The organism is Streptomyces bobili, assembly GCF_002154575.1.
Taxonomy (GTDB): Bacteria; Actinomycetota; Actinomycetes; order Streptomycetales; family Streptomycetaceae; genus Streptomyces; species Streptomyces bobili.
On sequence record NZ_MUBA01000275.1, the window covers coordinates 1 to 16,043 of the forward strand.

A 16,043-nucleotide genomic window follows, 5' to 3' on the forward strand; every position below is an offset into this window, starting at 1 on the left:
CCGCCCACCCCCGGTCCTCCGATCCCGAACCCGACCCGCGAGGACGCTCCCTCAGCTCACCACCGCGAACGCACCAGTGACTGACCTCGGCGACCGGACTTCGGCACCGCGGCCGAGGCGTTCGAGCCGAGGGTGACCGTCTTGGGCCAGCGGGGATCCCCCTGGTCCGGACCCGGTCAGGAGTTCCGGTTCCGCCTCTTCTTCCGCGATGCTCTCCGCTCAGATCCAGGCGTCGACCGACAAACGGCCGCCTGCGGTGCCCCGAACAACCGTGGCGGTCAGTTCCCTCACGCGGTCGGCAGGTACCGGAACGCCCGGGGTCTGGAAGATCCATTCCATCGTCTTGTCCAAGCTCACGTCCTTGGGCACTTCCCCGTAGTAGGCCTTGCCGTAGACGGGCGTGCCTGGTTCGCTGCGCCAGCTGTCGGCGAGCGTGCCGATGTCCACCACGTCGTAGCCGAGGATGTCGAGCAACTCCACGACCTCCGCCTTGGCGGCGGCATCGTCGCCGGCGATCGGCATGGCACTGCGGTCCGGCGCACCCGAGGGGCGGGCAAGGCTGAACAGCCGGCTGGAGACGATGTTGCTGGCCGCCTTGACCACACGGGAGTCGGCCAGGTGGCGCTGCACCAGCTCGCTGGTCGTCAGCTCGTTCGCGTCCAGCTCGGCGACGCGGCCGTCGCGCTCCGGGTAATAGTTCAGCGTGTCGATCACGATCTTGCCCGCCAGCGGCTCTGCCGGGATCTTCTCGTAGGCGCCCAGCGGGATGGACACCACCACCAGGTCCCCAGCCTCGGCGGCCTCGGCGGGAGTGGCCGCACGGGCGCGGGGGCCGAGATCGGCGAGGGACTCGGGGCCGCGGGAGTTGCTCAGGACGACGTCCAGGCCTGCGGCGACAGCAAGGCGGGCCAAGGTGCCGCTGACGTTGCCACTGCCGATGAAGCCGGGGCACCGGCCAGTACGTGCTCGTCAACAAGGGGAGCGGCAAGTACCTCGACATCCCGGCCGGCTCCACCACCGTCGGCACCGCGGCGAACCAGTGGCGGAACACCGCCTGCGCCTGCCAGCTCTTCACCTTCCAGTCCGCGGGAGGCGGAGCCTGGACCATCAAGAACGTCAACAGCAACCTCGACCTGGCCATTCGCGGCTCCTCCAGCGCCGCTGGAGCGGCCGTCGCCCAGAACTCCGCCTCCAGCGCCGACTCCCAGAGGTGGACCCTCACCGACGGGGGCAACGGCTACTACGGACTCCGGAACGTGAACAGCGCCCTCGTCGCCGGCGTCGCCCAGTCCTCCACCGCCGACGGGGCAGCCGTCGTCCAGTGGGGCGACGCCGAACCCGACGACCAGCTCTGGAAGATCGTCCGGATCAACTGACGCCTCTGCCTGTGTCGTAGCCAGGCGCAGGGACCGCTGGGAAGCGGTACCTGTGCCTGGGTACCGTGCGTGTTCGGCTCACGCGCCGAGAAGCCGCGGCCGAGGAGATCCGGAGCCTACGCGGCGGCCGGGTCCGCCGACGAGGTCCGGAGCCTTCACGACCCCGAGACGTGCTTCGGTCATGGGGTCGGGGAAGCGGTCAACGCCTTGACCAGCTGGGCGAATTCGGTGCGTTGCCGGTCGGTCAGTGTGGCGTAGAGCGGCGCCTGCAGCTCATCGGTGAGCTGTTCGGCACGCTGCCGTCGGGGGATCAGGGGCGCGGCAACGGGATGCGGCTCTTGCCATCCGTAGTGGGTTGCCTGCTCGTCGCCGAGGTTGATGACCATTGCCGCTCGGGCGCTCAGCCCGCACAGGCGCACCGCCGCGAGATGACAGGCGCCACGGTGTTCCCGCAGTACGTGGACGCGCTGCATGGCCGCACCGACCGGGTCGTCGGAGGGGCAGGCTTGCGCGCGCCAGCCGGCGAACAGCGGCAGTGCGTCGGCGTCAGCGGCGTCGATCAGCTGCTGTGCCAAGTGGTTGAAGTGCTCCACGTCGACATCGGCGGGGATGTTGGCGTGCCCCCACATCTGTATGGCCTGGGCGTACAGGCCGGCAGCTTCCTCCGCCGGCATCACGGACCGTCCCGCGAGCCAGCCGGCAGCAACCAGCTGGGGGCCGAGGAAACCCTGCACCGCCTGGACCACCGAAACCGATGCCTCGCCGAGCACCCCGAACCGGCCGCGGCAGTAGAAGCCGCGCCCCGGGGGAAACCCGGCACGCAGGCCCACGGCTGCGGTCGCCTCGTCGGACATGAACTCGTCACCGAAATCGTGGAGGGGCCGGGCCACCACGGCGATGCAGTCGAAGATCTCCATGCGCCGAAGTTCGCTCACGAGACCCAACAGGTCAAGGGGGTGAATCCTGATGAAACCCTTTAGGAAATCTATCGAGTAAGGTCTCGGGTCATGCTGGATGTCCGCCGTCTGCACATGCTCAGAACCGTCGCCGCCCGCGGCTCCATCGCGGCGGCCGCCGAGTCACTGGCGCTGTCCGCCGGTGCCGTGTCACAGCAGTTGTCCGCGCTGCGGCGCGACGTGGGAGTCGAGTTGCTGCGCCCCGACGGGCGCACCGTGGCGCTGACGGAGGCGGGCCGGGTGCTCCTCGAGCACGCCGACCGGATCCTCGCCGCCGTACAGGAGGCCGAGAGCGCCCTCGCGGCGGTCAAGGGCACGGTCGGCACCACCGTCACCCTGGCCGCGTTGCCGTCGACCGTCTCGGGGATCGTGAGCCCCGCACTCACATCACTGGGCTCGGACCACCCGCAGCTCGTCGTGACCTGCCTCGTCACCGACCAGGCACAACTGCGGGAACTCACCCTCGGCACCGTCGACGTGGTGCTGGGACAGCGGTATCACCACCTGCCCGATGCCACACCCACGGGCGTCGAGGTCTCCCCGCTGCTCGACGATCCGCTGCTCGTCGTCACCGCTGCCGACCAGGGCGACGATCGGCCGGTCGCCCTGCGGGATCTGGCCACGCGCAGTCTCGCCGTGCCGCCGCCGACCACGGACTGCGGTCAGGCCATCCTGCACGCCTTCCGCCAGGCCGGCTTCACGCCCACGAGCCGCTACATCACGGCCGACACCGGCGCCCAGCTCACGCTCGCACGGGCCGGCCTCGCCACCGCGCTCGTCCCCCGGACGGCCATCGACCCTGCAACACCCGGAATCCGCACGGCACCCATCGAGGACCGCCCGATCATGCGCCTGCTGTTCGCCGCGACGCGCCGCACCGAAACCGCGAACCCGACGACCACGGCCGTCATCGCAGCCCTGCACACAGCAGCGCGGCAGGGGCTCCCCACGCGCCTCCCGGCGACCTAGGACAGGCCTCGGCGCGCGATGCAGCGGGGCGTGAACCGAGGGGCTCGGTCGGCATTCCCCCGCATGGGCCAGGGTCTGTCGGACCGGACGTCCCCAGAGCGCGGTGCCGCCCGGTCCGGCAGTCCCCGGGGATCTTAGCCAGTACGTGCGGGCTCCGGGGGCCAGGCTTCTCATTCGGATGAAGATGGGGCCGGGGTGCGGCGGAAATTCCCAGGATGGCAATCTGGTCAGATGCAGCCCTGGAGCCCATCTGTGGAGAACGATCCGCGGCATCTGCTCAACGAGTGGGACCCGATCGGCGTCGCCGACGAGGTGCAGGACGAGTACGACTGCATGCTCGCCCCCATGCTCCAGCGCCTCCGTGGCGGCGCCGACGAGACGGAGATCGGTGCGTTCCTACGGGACGAGGTGGAGGAGCACTTCGGTCTCGATCCTCTTGGTGCGCGACCGGAAGCGATGGCCATCCGAGTGATCGCCTGGTGGACAGCTGGTGAAGTAGCCCACGGCAACAGCGCGTAGCCGCTCTTCCAGATGGTCTGCCCGTCGGGACGGCGGCCGGTGGCCGCGCGTGGTCTTCAGCGATATCCGCTACCCACCGGGGGTGTGGAACGTCAGGACGCCGCGGCGCGGAAGACGCTGGGGCTCAGGCCCCGATGGCGTTTGAAGGCGGCGCTGAAGCCGAAGGCATCGGCGTAGCCGACGGACTTGGCGATCTGAGCGATGGCGAAGTCGGTGTCGGACAGGAGTGCCTCCGCCTCGTCCATGCGGCATTCGGTGAGGTAGGCCAGAGGCGGACGGCCCATCACCTCGGTGAAGCGTTTGGCGAACAGCGCCCGGGAGACGCCGGATTCGGCGGCGAGCCCCGCTACCGTCCACGTCTTGGAGGGCCGGGCGTGGAAGGCCTGGAGGGCGGGGGCGAGGATCGGTTCGGCCAGGCCGCGATACCAGTCGGGGGCGTCCTGGCCTGCCTGCTCGAACCAGGTGCGCAGCGTGCACACCAGGGCCCAGTCCAACAGCCGGTCCATCAGCGCCTGCGAGCCGGCCGAGCGCGTGGCGGCATCGGCGGCGGCTGCCTCCAGCCAGGCGCAGACCTCGCTGCCCTCATTGATCACCAGTACGGGTGGCAGGGCGCGCAGCAGTCGTTGATGGCGATGGCCCGATGCCCGGTAGGCGCCCACGATCAGTGCGGTCGCCCCGTCCGGATCGTTGCCCCAGCGGATGCCGCCGAGGTCCTGGGCGGTGCATGCGGCTTCCTCTATGAAGCAGGCGATCTCGTACTCGACGTGTGGGCGGTCGCAGGAGGACGGCCGATCCACGAGGTGAAACAGGTCGGGGCCGCGCACGATGGCCGTGTCCCCGACGCCGACCGCTTGTTCGGTGCCGTCGGGCAGCAGCAGGGTGCCGCCGCCACGCAGCACGCTCACCATGGTGAGCGGGGCGCCGTCGGCGAAGCGGATGGTCCAGGGCGCTTCCAGCACGGCGTGACTGACGACCGAGCCCTCGGCCCGGATGCCACTGAGCAGAGAACTCAAAGGATCCACAGGCGCCATCGTAGACGAACTCCTATGCAGCGGAGCGTTTCTCCCATGGATCATCCAATCGATCACGGGTGTACTGGGCTGGCAGAACCAACCGAGACCAGCCGGGAGAGACCATGTCGCAGCTCGACGCCGCAGCCCGAACCGCCCTTGTGGTCGTCGCACACCACCGCACCGATTCCCTCACCGCGCACACCGCCCGCCGTACCGTTGCGCAACTCGAGACCGCCGGATACGTCGTCGACCTGCTCGACCTGCACGCCGAGGGATTCGACCCGCGGATGAACGTGGCGGACCAGCCTGACTGGGGCGACCGCGAGAAGCCGTACTCGGACGAGGTCCGGGCCCATATGCGGCGCGTTCTCGACGCCGATGTCGTCGTCGCCGTGTTCCCCGTGTACTGGCAGAGCGTGCCCGCCCTCCTCAAGGGCTGGATCGATCGCGTGTGGAACTACGGATTCGCCTACGGTCGCAGCAAGCCCCGCCTGGCGGGCAAGCGCATGCTGTGGCTGGGCCTGGCCGGTGCCACCTCGGACGACCCCGTCACGGAGGGAATGCAGGCCTTGCTGGAGACCAACTTGAGCGAGGGCATCGCCTACTACTGCGGGTTCTCCCATTCCTCCGTCGCCCTGCTCCCCGACGCCGAGGAGCGCCCTCAGCGCCTCGACGCCGAGGGCAACTTGCTGGTCGGCGACGCGGTCGCGGGAGCCGAACGCGAGGCGCAGTACACCGAGTTCGACCGCCGTGCGGGGAAGGCCGTCGAAGAGTTCCTCGCGGTGGAGCCGGTGGCGGCCTGAGGGTCACGGCAGTGGCGGCGTCGCAGGCCGGTGCCCGGTCGGTGCCGGGCCTGCGACGCTTCCGAGGACGCCTCAGCCTGCGACACCAGCCCCTACGGCCCACGCCAGGGCAGGGTCAGGAGAGTCCCTTGTAGCCGGCCCAACCGCTTGCGATCTTCGTACGGGAACCGAACGTGCCCTTGCCGGTGCCGTACTGCCGGTAGAGGTTGCCCGCGGTGTCGCGCGCGACGATGTCGGACTTGCCGTCGCCGTTGAGGTCCCCGACGCCGACGACCGCGTTGTACGAGCCACCCCAGTTGGCGGCGATCTTCACTCGGGCGGTGAAGGTGCCCTTGCCGGTGCCGTTCAGGCGGTACAGGTTGTTGGCTCCGTCCTGCAGCAGGAGGTCGCCGATGCCGTCGCCGTTGAGGTCACCGGCGCCGACGATCTTCTTGTAGCCCTTCCAGTTGTCGGCCAGCTTGACGCGGGAGGACAGCTTGCCCGTGCCGGTGCCCTTGTAGAGGTAGACGGCGCCCGTGGAGGCGTTGCGTGCGATCAGGTCGGGGCGACCGTCCTTGGTCACGTCACCCGGTGCGGTCAGGACGTCGTACTGGTTCCAGCCGCCGGTGGCGAGGGTGACGTACGGCGTCGACGCTTTGAGCGCCGCCCCGCAGACCGGCTTGTAGAGGCGCAGGGCGCCGCTGCTCAGCCGGACCAGGACGTCGTTACAGCGGTCTCCGTCGAGGTCGCCGAACGGCACCGCTCGGATCGAGGTCGGCCAGCCGCTCGCCGACACCTTCCCGGGGAGCGTCCCGGCGCCGTCGCCCTGGTGGAAGGTGAGCGACCCGGAGGAGTTCAGCGTCAGGAGGTCGCCGACACCGTCCGGCAGCGACGAGCCGCCGACATGGTCCCGCCACACCGCCGCGCCACCCGTCAGCCGGACCGCGCCGGACTGGACCAACGCCGCGCCCTGCCCGTCGGCCGACGCGGCCGTCAGCGTCCAGGTGTACGCGCCGTTGGGAAGCAGTCCGCCCGTCGTGTCCCGGCCGTTCCACGTCGTCGCGATCGAGTACGCGGCCGGTCCGCCGCCGCGCGTGGCTACCACGCGGCCGGTAGCCCTGTGGCGTATCTCCACCTTCCAGGAGGCCGCCGGTTCGGACAGCCACCATTCGCCGCGCCAGGCGAGCGGGGTGGAGTCCGTCTCCACTCGCGCGGTGACACTCCGGTAAGGAGACAGCAGCGCCGCCTCGGGCCGTCCGGTGTTCAGGACGTGGACGGCCTGGTCCGGCGTGGAGTACGCCAGATCCCCGGTCCGCGGGTCGAGCGCCACGAGTCCCGCGGCGGCGGTCGTCCACCGCTGGACGGCCGTCCCGGTCTGCAGGCCGAGGACACTCAGCCCCTGGTCGCCGCGGAGGGCGACGACACCGTCGCCGAGGCGGGCCTGTCCGGTGGGCAGCGGGATGCTCCTACGGGCGAGGAGGTCGTAGACCCCTGCGGCGTACGGAGCGGTGCCGGCGTTGCATTTCCAGTACAGCCACCGCCCGACGGCTTGCAGGTCGACCATGGAGGAGCACGCGGTGCTCACCGTGAAGGATGTCAGCGAGGTCCCCGTGCGCGCGTCCTTGGCGGTCACCGCGCCGCCCGCGCCCGCGGACCACACCGTGGTTCCCCAGATCGCACCGGGCCGGTACGGCTCCTTGTGCAGGACCTTGCCGGAGTCGATGTCGACGACCCGCAGTTCCCGGCCGCCGCCCGCGGGGGTTCCGTCGACCAGCACCAGATTCTCGGACGCGCCCACGATCCTCGTCTGCGGCTCGGACTCGCTGAAGGAGTCCTGGAGGCCCGTCTCGACGGGTGTGCCGGGGAAGGTCCCACCCTTGGCCACGACGAGCAGCTCGGGCCGCCCGCCGGCCTCCGTGCCGGCTGCCCCGCGGTACACGGTCCGGCCGTCCCCGGTGGGATACAGCTCGGGGCAGGACCCGTAGCCGACACTGCACTTGCCGTACGGGGCCGGCAGGCCGCCGACCCGCACACGCTCGCCGTGTCCGGGCGCGGCGTCGGTGAGCAGGCGCTCGTAGTGCGAGGTGGCCTGATCGCCGTACTCCAGTGTCCTGAGGGTCCCGTGGTCCAGTGTCAGGCGCTGGAGCTGCATCGGGACGGGCAGGATGCGCAGCACGCGCGTCGCACGGGGTGCGGCGTCCGCTGCGGCGGCGGTGATGTCCTGGTAGCCGTAGTCCTGTGCGGACTGGCCACCGACGATCTGAAGGCCGCCGTCCGGCCGGACGGCGACGCGGTCGGCCACCGCACGGGCGAGGAGCGTCCGTTCGGCGGAGCCGTCGAAGGGAACGGCCACGACCTTCCAGACGGACGCCTGGTACTGCCTGCTGCCGAGCGAGGAGTCGTAGCGGCCCACGATCAGCGAGTCGCCGACGACGCCGAGGACCTTGGCGTCCTTCAGGCTGACCTGTACCTCGCGCACCGGGGCGTCGAACCGGCCCTGCTCGTAGATCCGGACGCCGCCGGCCTGGGGGGTGACCAGGTGAAGTGCGGTCACCTCGGAATTGGCGTACACCGTGCCGTACGGCAGGAGCGTGGCCTGTGCGGTGCTCAGATCGATCCACGCGTACCGTCCGACGTCTTCCCCGGGCACCTTCAGGACTGTGAGGAACCCGCGGACGCCGGCACGCTCGACGTTGAGGACGTAGGCGCCCTGCGGAATGCCTGTCACGAGGCGGTCCGTCGTGGACCCTTGCTCCGCGCTCAGCAGATGGAACTCGGTCCAGTTCCCGTCAGCACCGGCTCCGCCCTGGGTCACCACGGTGGTCCCGACGGTTCTGTTGTACTTCTGTCCCGCGGGAACGGTGACGGTCGTGGTCTCGTCGGTGACCATGTTGCGCAGCAGTACGTCGCCCGTCCGCCCGCTGGGCGGCACCGCCACGACGTCCGATGCCGTGCCGTAGTACTCCACCGGGTCGTGCGGCTGTGTGCCCTCGAGCTTTCGGGTCGAGCCGTCCATGCCCGTCCACTCCAGTCCGGAGGGGCCGTTCGCGGTGGTGGCGGAGTGCAGGAACCCGGAGGGACCGACACTCACCACCGCGCCGGAGCCGGGTGTGACGCGCATGGTCGCGGCGATCGTGGTGTCGCCGAAGGTCCCGGCATCGGCCAAAGCCGGTGGCGCGGCCGGACCCACGGCAAGCGACACGGATACGACCGCGGTGGCGGTGACCACACTCAGACGTGCACGGGCGTGACGAGCCATGTGGACCCTCCCCAGGGGATCCGAGACGGGGCGTGCACCGCTCTCCGGTACCCCTACCCCAACGCCTCCGCCTCAGAAGTGGGCTGATCTTACAGGTACTTGATGAAGGCCGCCGACTCCAGCGACTCCTCCTGAACCTGACTCTCCTGACGGGGCACGGGCCTGATTTCGGGCACCACCCGTCGGCCGGTCGTCACGGTAGGGCGAGGACGTCGTCGATCGCGGACCGGATCTCCTCGTCCTGGAGGATCGCCCGGTAATCACGGTACGTCGACAGCCTCTGGTCACCTGCCTGCACCGTACGCAGGGTTGCCCGCGCCGCCGGGGAGACGGTGCCGATCCGGGCGAGGGCCCTCAGGGCGTCGAGGAAGCTGCCGTAGCTGCCGTAACTGCTGGAGCTGCCGTAACTGCCGCAGCTGTCGTCACTGCCGTAGCTGTCGTCGCCGTCGGCGAGGGGAGGGAGGTACTCCTCCAGGACGGACGCGCTCGGCTCAGGTTCGCCTGTGATCGACCAGAGTGCGACCGCAGCACGTTGCCGCAGCCAGGTGTCACCGTGCTCCATGAGTTGCCGTACCCGGTCGGCGTAGGGTGCGGCCGCCGGGCCGAAGTCGCCGAGGAGGTCCATGGGCGGATACGGCGGTTCTTCCTCGGCCAGGACCGCCTCGCCGATCAGCCGCAGCGCCGTGTCCTGGTCGCCGCCGAGACGCCAGGCAGCCCACGCCACCCGGTGGTGGTCGACGGGGAGGTCGAGGAGCGTGCACCGGTGCACGGCAGGTACGGCGGAGGCTGCGGCCGGCCCCATCGCCACCAGCGCGCCGAGTGCGTACCGCGAGTACCGGGCGTCGCCCAGCAGGGCCACCACCTCTGGCAGCGCGGGTGCCGCGACCGGCCCCCATGCCTGGATGACGCGCAGGAAGGGGCAGGTCAGCAAGCCGCCCACACCGTCGTCGCGGAGCAGTTGCCGCACCTCGGGCAAAAGGATCTCCGCGTACGCCCGCAGGGGGGTCAGGACGTCCTCGACCTCCGGAAGATGCGGTTCGCCCAGGCAGTATCCGCGGGAGTACTGGCCCTGGTACGGCGCGTACAGCCGCTCGACGAGTTTGGGCAGGGCACGCGGGTCGCCGATGCGGGTCAGCGCCCAGCGGGCGTGGTCGCCCACAGTGCCCTCGAAGAACTCGGCCTCGCCCGGGTCGTTCAGGAGCGCGGCCAGAGCGTCGGCGTAGGGAGCCGCCGGCGCACCCAGCGCCGCGAGCAGGTGGGCGGCCCGGTACCGTACGCCGTCGTCCGGGTCGGCGAGCAGCGCGCCCGCGAGCGGCAGCAGCGCGGCTGCCGCGGACGGCCGGACCGCCAGCAGCTGCCACGCCTCGTCCAGCGCGGCGCGGCACAGCAAGGTGTCCCCGGTCCCGCGCGCCGCGTCGACGAGCCGGACGACGAAGGCGAGCGCGGTCTGCGGCGCACCCTCGAGCAGGTGGGCTGCCCAGGAGACGACGTCCTCACGGGTGAAGGCGCCGTCGACGTCGGGCAGGTACCAGGTCTCTTCGAACCGCGGACGCACGGACGGGTCGGACAGAACCTCCACCAGCAGGTCCAGCTCACGGACCGGCGCCCGGGGGTCAAACGCGGCCCAGGCGTGCACAGCCGCGACCCGCATGACGGGAGTACCGGTCCGCAGCACCTCGGCCGCCACTGCTCGCACCCGGTCCACCATCCCGGCGTCGGCGGAGTCGGCCGCAGCGGTCCCCAGCGCGAGCAGCAGGGGCAGCCGCACCGTCGGGTCCGTCTCGGCATGCCACCGCTCCAGCAGCATGTCGACGCCCTCCGCGAGAGGCAGGGCCTCTCTGCGCACCTCGGGCAGGGAGTCCTCGAGCAGCGCCAGGGCCCTGGGCCGATGGCGGCGCCACGCTCCGGGCCACCCCGCGTCCACGCGCCCCTCCCCGGCTGAGGCCGCCGCCTCGGACAGGCCCGTCAGCAGTTGAACGAGCGTGACCCGGGCGCCCATGTCCGGATCGCCGGCGAGAGTCACGACGAACGGCAGCACGGCGGTCGCGACAGAGGTCACGCGTCCAGTGCCCAGCGTGACGCATGCGAACAGCGGGTCGCAGTCTCCCTCGGTCGCCGCCGCACCTTTGCCTGCCAGACCCCGCAGGGCGCGCCTCAGCTCCACGGCGGAGTCATGCCCGAGCGCCGACTCCAGCCGCTCCCACGGCATTTCGTCCAGCGCCGCAAGCCCTATGTCGGCCACTCATGCCCCCGTGACCTCGGCGAATCGGCTCCCCCACGGACATCCTGCCATCGCAGGGCGCGGCCTCCGCGGTATTGCCGAACCTGATGCCCAGCTGCCTTCGTCGCGGCGTCCGCGCAGGTCGGCGCGGCCGTCCGCGAGGTCGGGCGGTGACAGCTCCCCGGCTTCGCGCGCTGTGGTGACCAGTGGCGTGCTCGGGGCGACGGCGGCGCCGCGCCGGAAGGCATGACAGGTGACGTGGACCCTGGCTCAGCCGATGCTCACCACCCCGACGCCCGGCCCCGATCCACCCAGTTGGGAGGCGGAACCGGGGGGACCCCCACCGCACCCAGCTCGCCCACCATCACGGCGGCCGGGTGCTGCCGCACCCCACGCTTCCCGGTCCTTCTCGAATCGCCGGACGGGACCGCTTGCCATCGAGCGACGGCCACCGTATGGTCGTACGAACGTAAGACATACACCCGTACTTCAATATCAAGGGAGCTTGTCATGACAACAACTCGGCCGGTGGCACTCGTGACAGGTGCGTCCACCGGCATCGGACGGGCAGCCGCCCTCGCGCTCGCCGCAGCGGGCTTCGAGACGGTGGGAACGAGTCGGAAGACGTCGGGAGCCGACCGTCGCGACGGCGTGACGTTCCTCGCCCTCGACGTGGGCAGCGACGATTCGGTCGCTGCCGCGGTCGAGGAGGTGATCGAGCGGTTCGGGCGGATCGACATCCTCGTCAACAACGCGGGCATCGGCTCCTCGGGCGCCGCCGAGGAAAACTCCGTCGCGCAGGCCCAGCGCCTCTTCGACATCAACGTCTTCGGCGTGATGCGCATGACCAAGGCCGTTCTGCCGCACATGCGCGCCCAGCGAAGCGGGCGCATCATCAACATCTCGTCAGTCCTCGGGTTCCTCCCCGCGCCCTACATGGCCACCTACTCGGCGTCCAAGCACGCGCTCGAGGGGTACACCGAGTCCCTGGACCACGAGATCCGTGAACACGGGGTCCGGGCCCTTATCGTCCAGCCGGGCGGTACCAGATCCTCGTTCGAGGCGAACACCGTCGAGCCCGACATGCCCATGCACATCTACGCGGAGCAGCGGCGCATCGCCGACAAACTGGCGTTGGCGGTCAACGAGGACGGCGACGACCCCGCCACCGTCGCGAAGGCGATCGTCGCGGCGGCCACCGACTCCAAGCCGAAGGTGCGGTACACCGCGGGCCGAAGCGCCCGGCTCCTCAGCGCGGCGCACCGCGTCCTTCCCGCCGGGGTATTCGACGGACAGATCCGCAAGACCAACAAGCTCGCCGGCTGAGACCTGCGGACAGTGAGCCGCCCCGGTATCGGTGGAGGCTCCGGACTGACCGAGTCGGGGGAAGTCGAGTGGTCGTGGACTCCGCCAGGGACGCCTGACTATCAGCCTCGCAGGCCTGCCACCGAGGAGACACGAACCACGCGACTGCTCCTACTTCTCGCGAGCATTTCCCAGGTTCTGCCTGCTGGTTGTTCTCGAAAACCCACCGACAAGTGCTCCGCGCTGTCACCCACCCAGCCATTCAAGGTCGTCGCGTCCGGAGGCCGCCGGCGAGCCCTCCCATGCCTCTTGCCCAGGCCCGCCCCTCACCCCGTCTCTGGTGCGCCGTAGGAGAACCTGTACCCGGCGAAGTCGGCGACGTGGACATACCCAAGGCGTTGGTAGAGGGCGTTACTGGTGGGGTTGTCCGGGTCGGTGAAAAGGACGACGTCCGTTGCCCCCGCGGTCAGCGCGGCCCTGCTCGCCTCGACCGTCACAGCTCCCGCGTAGCCGCGGCCGCGGAGGTGGGCGGGGGTGTAGACGGGGTCCACCCGGACCATGCCGCCGATGACCGAGGTCGCGGCCGCCATCGAGACGGGGGTGCCGTCCGGGGTCTCCCAGAACGTGAAGTGCCGGTCGCCGAAACGCGAATCGTCCCATGCACCGGCGTCGATCAAGTCGATGGAGCGCTGCTCCCCGACGTCGACACAGAACTCACGGCACCAGCTCACGACTTGCCCACGGTCTTTCACGGCCGTGAGGCGCCCCTGGCCTTTCGGTGGCGGCTGCGGTGGGGTGAGCGTGCCGAGACGGTAAAGATGCGTCCGCCAGAAAATCTCCGTGGCCGCGCCTGTGCACCGCTGCCACGACTCGGCGAAGGCGCCGGCGGTGTCGTGGTCCGCGATGACGTGGGCGGGTGAGTGGCCGAGGCCGGCCAGGCGTGCGGCGAGGGTGTCGGTCTGCGCGACGGAGAGAGGCGTGAGGCCCAGACGTCCACGGGGAGTGAGATAGAAGATCGCGCGGACTTCGCCCTGTGACTCCAGTCGGCCGAAAACGGCGGCTTGCCCGTCGTGATCGGCTGCCCTGCGCCTGTGTATCCGCAGTTTCTCGATGTCCGTCAGCGGCGTGTTGTGCAGGGCGGCGCGCGAGCACAGGAAGTCCCCGGCTTGGGCCAGGAAGTCGTCGACGTCTTCGTTGAGGTGCCAGTCATCCGGGAGCATGCTTCATGATCCCGGACGATCTCGACTCGGGACCGCTCCTCAACGCCTTTCAGCCACCTCAGGTGACCCTCGTCCAGGGCGGGCGCGTGCGAGTCCTCCAGGGGCGCCGGCCCAGGGCCACCCCGCGTCCACGCGCCCCTCCCCGGCTGAGGCTGCCGCCTCGGGCAGGCCCGTCAGCCGTTGAACGAGCGTGACCCAGGAGCCGGTCGGCCCCGAAGGGTGGCAGCAGACGGCGGCGACTGAGCGGCGGCCTCGCACGCTGTCGAGCCCATCGGGGTTACACCGTCCGGGCGCCCATGACCCCCATATTGTTAATGGTATCCATTTTCATGTAGCGTCCCTTCTCGTTCACCGAGAAGGAGAGAACCATGGCCGTTCCCAAGCGGAAGATGTCCCGCAGCAACACCCGCCACCGCCGTGCGCAGTGGAAGGCCGTCCCGCCCGCGCTGGTGCCCATCACGGTCGAGGGCGTGCGTCACCTCGTACCGCAGAACCTGGTCAAGGCCTACGAGCGCGGGCTACTGCGCCCCGAGGGCTGAGAGGAAACGGGATGAGGCACGACCGGCTGCCGGTGACCGTTCTGTCCGGCTTCCTCGGCGCGGGGAAGACGACGCTGCTCAACCACGTGCTCGGCAACCGTGACGGGCTGCGCGTCGCGGTCATCGTCAACGACATGAGCGAGGTCAACATCGACGCGGCGCTCGTGCGCGGTGGCGAGGCGGCACTGTCACGCACCGAGGAACGCCTGGTCGAGTTGACCAACGGGTGCATCTGCTGCACGCTCCGCGACGACCTGCTGGTGGAAGTGGACCGGCTTGCGAGGGAAGGGCGGTTCGACTACCTCCTCATCGAGTCCAGCGGCATCTCCGAGCCCATGCCGGTCGCCGCCACCTTCGCCTTCGCCCGGGACGACGGCGCCACCCTCGGTGATCTCGCCCGCCTGGACACCATGGTCACGGTCGTCGACGCCGCCAACTTCCTGCCCGAACTCGCGAGCGGGGACGAGCTCGCCGAGCGCGGACTCGACCAGTACGAGGACGACGAACGTACCGTCAGCGACCTGCTGATGGACCAGATCGAGTTCGCCGACGTCATCGTGCTCAACAAGCTCGACCTGGTCGACGACGCCGACGCCGAGCGGCTGCGGGCGACGCTCAGCCGTCTCAATCCCGTGGCCCGGACCGTGACCGCCGTGCACGGACGGGTGGAGCTCAAGGAGGTGCTCGGCACCCGGCTGTTCGACCTGGAACGCGCCCAACAGGCTCCGGGCTGGGTCATGGAACTCAATGGCGACCACGTTCCGGAGACCGAGGAGTACGGCATCTCCTCCACCGTCTTCCGCTCCGAACTGCCCTTCGCCCCAGGTCGGTTGTGGCGGTTCGTGACCGAGGAGATGGACAGCGGTGCCTACGGGCAGGTCCTGCGCTCCAAGGGGTTCTTCACCCTGGCCAGCCGCCCGCAGGTGACGGGGCTGTGGTCGCAGGCCGGCTCCGTCGCCCGCTTCGAGCCCTCGGCGGCCCGCGACACCGACGGCCCGGGGGGCCAGGAGCTGGTCTTCATCGGCACGCACCTGCGTGCCGAGGCGCTCCACGCCGCGCTCGAGGACTGTCTGCTGGCCAACGGTGAGAACCTGCCGGCGTACGATCCGTTCCCCGCCTGGGACACCTACGGCATCGACGACACCTGCGACCACGAGCATCCCGACCTCGTGCCGCGTCCCTGAGGCTCCGGGCGGGCGGTGGTCGCAGCCACGGCACCGCCCGCCCGGTCCATCCCCCACGACTCCCTCGCCCCCGACGACGACACACACCGGCCGCCGCCGACGACGCGTACAGCGGACCCCACGGTCAGGCCGCACGAGGCGACAGCCCCCGTCCGCGCCCACCTTCTCCACGACATCGTTCCGAGGCTGCGGGACTGCGCCTCCGCATACTCCGCCCACCTGATCTTCCCGGACCGGCCCCCCGCCCGGCCCCGCGTCGCTACAGTTCTCTGGACGCGGGTGAACGGGGGTGGCGTCGTGGGGACCAGGACGATTCCGGTGGTGCTCGTACTCGACATCGGGGACGACGAAGAGTACGCCGAGGAGCAACTCCAGCAGCTGATCGCCGAGTTGAGCGAGCTGGACCTCGACAGCCTCGACCGGGTGATGCAGGGCCCGCCGCCACCGGGCAGCCGCTCCACCGAGGCCGTACAGCTGGGCGCGCTCCTCCTGGGCCTCGGCGGCAGCGGCGCCCTGCTCCCGGTGCTGGCCGCGCTGGTCCAGGACTGGCTGAACCGGCGCCGCTCGGGCAATGTCCGCCTCAAGATCGGCGAGGACGAGATCGAACTGACCGGGGTGAGCGACGAGGTGCAGCAGCGCGCCCTGGAGGAGTTCCTCCGCCGCCACGGTGGGTCAGCCCCCGTGGCGGCGGAGGAACTCC

The 16,043-nt window shown here is 70.3% G+C and carries 14 protein-coding genes; 8 read left to right on the plus strand and 6 right to left on the minus strand.

The window, feature by feature from the left end; all coding sequences use genetic code 11:
* Nucleotides 1–219: 219 nt before the first annotated feature.
* Nucleotides 220–939, minus strand: coding sequence for an NADPH-dependent F420 reductase (locus BZL64_RS22380; protein WP_086770987.1), 720 nt, complete (start codon nucleotides 937–939; stop codon nucleotides 220–222).
* A 23-nt stretch (nucleotides 940–962) separates the two neighbouring features.
* Between BZL64_RS22380 and BZL64_RS22385 the strand changes: the two genes are divergently transcribed.
* The gene (locus tag BZL64_RS22385) at nucleotides 963–1,376 is read left to right on the plus strand and encodes an RICIN domain-containing protein (protein ID WP_425276061.1); all 414 of its coding nucleotides are present in this window, start codon (nucleotides 963–965) and stop codon (nucleotides 1,374–1,376) included.
* A 179-nt stretch (nucleotides 1,377–1,555) separates the two neighbouring features.
* On the opposite strand, the gene BZL64_RS22390 is transcribed toward BZL64_RS22385, so the two are convergent.
* Entirely contained in the window at nucleotides 1,556–2,293 is a 738-nt protein-coding gene (locus BZL64_RS22390) for a helix-turn-helix domain-containing protein (RefSeq protein ID WP_143663272.1), read from the minus strand.
* 90 nt (nucleotides 2,294–2,383) lie between these two features.
* On the opposite strand from BZL64_RS22390, the gene BZL64_RS22395 reads away from it, so the two are divergent.
* The gene (locus BZL64_RS22395) at nucleotides 2,384–3,301 is read left to right on the plus strand and encodes a LysR substrate-binding domain-containing protein (protein WP_086770989.1); all 918 of its coding nucleotides are present in this window, start codon (nucleotides 2,384–2,386) and stop codon (nucleotides 3,299–3,301) included.
* A gap of 252 nt (nucleotides 3,302–3,553) precedes the next feature.
* Nucleotides 3,554–3,820: a hypothetical protein gene (locus tag BZL64_RS22400; RefSeq protein ID WP_341868823.1), complete on the plus strand. Its 267-nt coding sequence runs from the start codon at nucleotides 3,554–3,556 to the stop codon at nucleotides 3,818–3,820.
* Nucleotides 3,821–3,912: 92 nt separating this feature from the next.
* Here the strand turns inward: BZL64_RS22400 and BZL64_RS22405 are convergent, their stop codons facing one another.
* Nucleotides 3,913–4,842, minus strand: a complete 930-nt coding sequence (locus tag BZL64_RS22405; protein WP_425276062.1) for an AraC family transcriptional regulator — start codon at nucleotides 4,840–4,842, stop codon at nucleotides 3,913–3,915.
* Nucleotides 4,843–4,955: 113 nt separating this feature from the next.
* Here BZL64_RS22405 and BZL64_RS22410 point away from each other — a divergent pair, with 113 nt between their 5' ends.
* Nucleotides 4,956–5,636, plus strand: a complete 681-nt coding sequence (locus BZL64_RS22410) for an NAD(P)H oxidoreductase (RefSeq protein WP_086770992.1) — start codon at nucleotides 4,956–4,958, stop codon at nucleotides 5,634–5,636.
* Between the two features lie 115 nt (nucleotides 5,637–5,751).
* Here BZL64_RS22410 and BZL64_RS22415 read toward each other — a convergent pair whose 3' ends face one another.
* A complete protein-coding gene (locus BZL64_RS22415) occupies nucleotides 5,752–8,874 on the minus strand; it encodes an FG-GAP-like repeat-containing protein (RefSeq protein WP_086770993.1) in 3,123 nt (1,040 codons plus the stop codon).
* 193 nt (nucleotides 8,875–9,067) lie between these two features.
* Entirely contained in the window at nucleotides 9,068–10,933 is a 1,866-nt protein-coding gene (locus BZL64_RS22420; RefSeq protein WP_143663274.1) for a HEAT repeat domain-containing protein, read from the minus strand.
* 672 nt (nucleotides 10,934–11,605) lie between these two features.
* On the opposite strand from BZL64_RS22420, the gene BZL64_RS22425 reads away from it, so the two are divergent.
* Nucleotides 11,606–12,421, plus strand: a complete 816-nt coding sequence (locus tag BZL64_RS22425; protein ID WP_086770995.1) for an oxidoreductase — start codon at nucleotides 11,606–11,608, stop codon at nucleotides 12,419–12,421.
* 305 nt (nucleotides 12,422–12,726) lie between these two features.
* Here BZL64_RS22425 and BZL64_RS22430 read toward each other — a convergent pair whose 3' ends face one another.
* Nucleotides 12,727–13,620, minus strand: coding sequence for a GNAT family N-acetyltransferase (locus tag BZL64_RS22430; RefSeq protein WP_086770996.1), 894 nt, complete (start codon nucleotides 13,618–13,620; stop codon nucleotides 12,727–12,729).
* Nucleotides 13,621–13,988: 368 nt separating this feature from the next.
* On the opposite strand from BZL64_RS22430, the gene rpmF reads away from it, so the two are divergent.
* The 3 genes from rpmF to BZL64_RS22445 all read left to right on the plus strand — a co-directional run.
* On the plus strand, nucleotides 13,989–14,159 hold the full coding sequence (gene rpmF, locus BZL64_RS22435) for a 50S ribosomal protein L32 (protein WP_086770997.1): 171 nt from the start codon (nucleotides 13,989–13,991) through the stop codon (nucleotides 14,157–14,159).
* Between the two features lie 11 nt (nucleotides 14,160–14,170).
* Nucleotides 14,171–15,343 carry a GTP-binding protein gene (locus BZL64_RS22440; protein ID WP_086770998.1) on the plus strand — a complete coding sequence of 391 codons (1,173 nt, stop codon included), beginning with the start codon at nucleotides 14,171–14,173 and terminating at the stop codon, nucleotides 15,341–15,343.
* A gap of 297 nt (nucleotides 15,344–15,640) precedes the next feature.
* Nucleotides 15,641–16,043 (plus strand): effector-associated constant component EACC1 (locus BZL64_RS22445; protein WP_143663276.1); only part of this gene is annotated, 403 nt, incomplete at its 3' end.

What these genes read in the sequence shown, in the direction of transcription:
- BZL64_RS22390 (WP_143663272.1), bottom strand. Translation starts at nt 2,293, where the DNA reads ATGGAGATCTTCGACTGCATCGCCGTGGTGGCCCGGCCCCTCCACGAT.
- BZL64_RS22395 (WP_086770989.1), top strand. Translation starts at nt 2,384, where the DNA reads ATGCTGGATGTCCGCCGTCTGCACATGCTCAGAACCGTCGCCGCCCGC.
- BZL64_RS22410 (WP_086770992.1), top strand. Translation starts at nt 4,956, where the DNA reads ATGTCGCAGCTCGACGCCGCAGCCCGAACCGCCCTTGTGGTCGTCGCA.
- BZL64_RS22415 (WP_086770993.1), bottom strand. Translation starts at nt 8,874, where the DNA reads ATGGCTCGTCACGCCCGTGCACGTCTGAGTGTGGTCACCGCCACCGCG.
- BZL64_RS22425 (WP_086770995.1), top strand. Translation starts at nt 11,606, where the DNA reads ATGACAACAACTCGGCCGGTGGCACTCGTGACAGGTGCGTCCACCGGC.
- BZL64_RS22430 (WP_086770996.1), bottom strand. Translation starts at nt 13,620, where the DNA reads ATGCTCCCGGATGACTGGCACCTCAACGAAGACGTCGACGACTTCCTG.
- rpmF (WP_086770997.1), top strand. Translation starts at nt 13,989, where the DNA reads ATGGCCGTTCCCAAGCGGAAGATGTCCCGCAGCAACACCCGCCACCGC.
- BZL64_RS22440 (WP_086770998.1), top strand. Translation starts at nt 14,171, where the DNA reads ATGAGGCACGACCGGCTGCCGGTGACCGTTCTGTCCGGCTTCCTCGGC.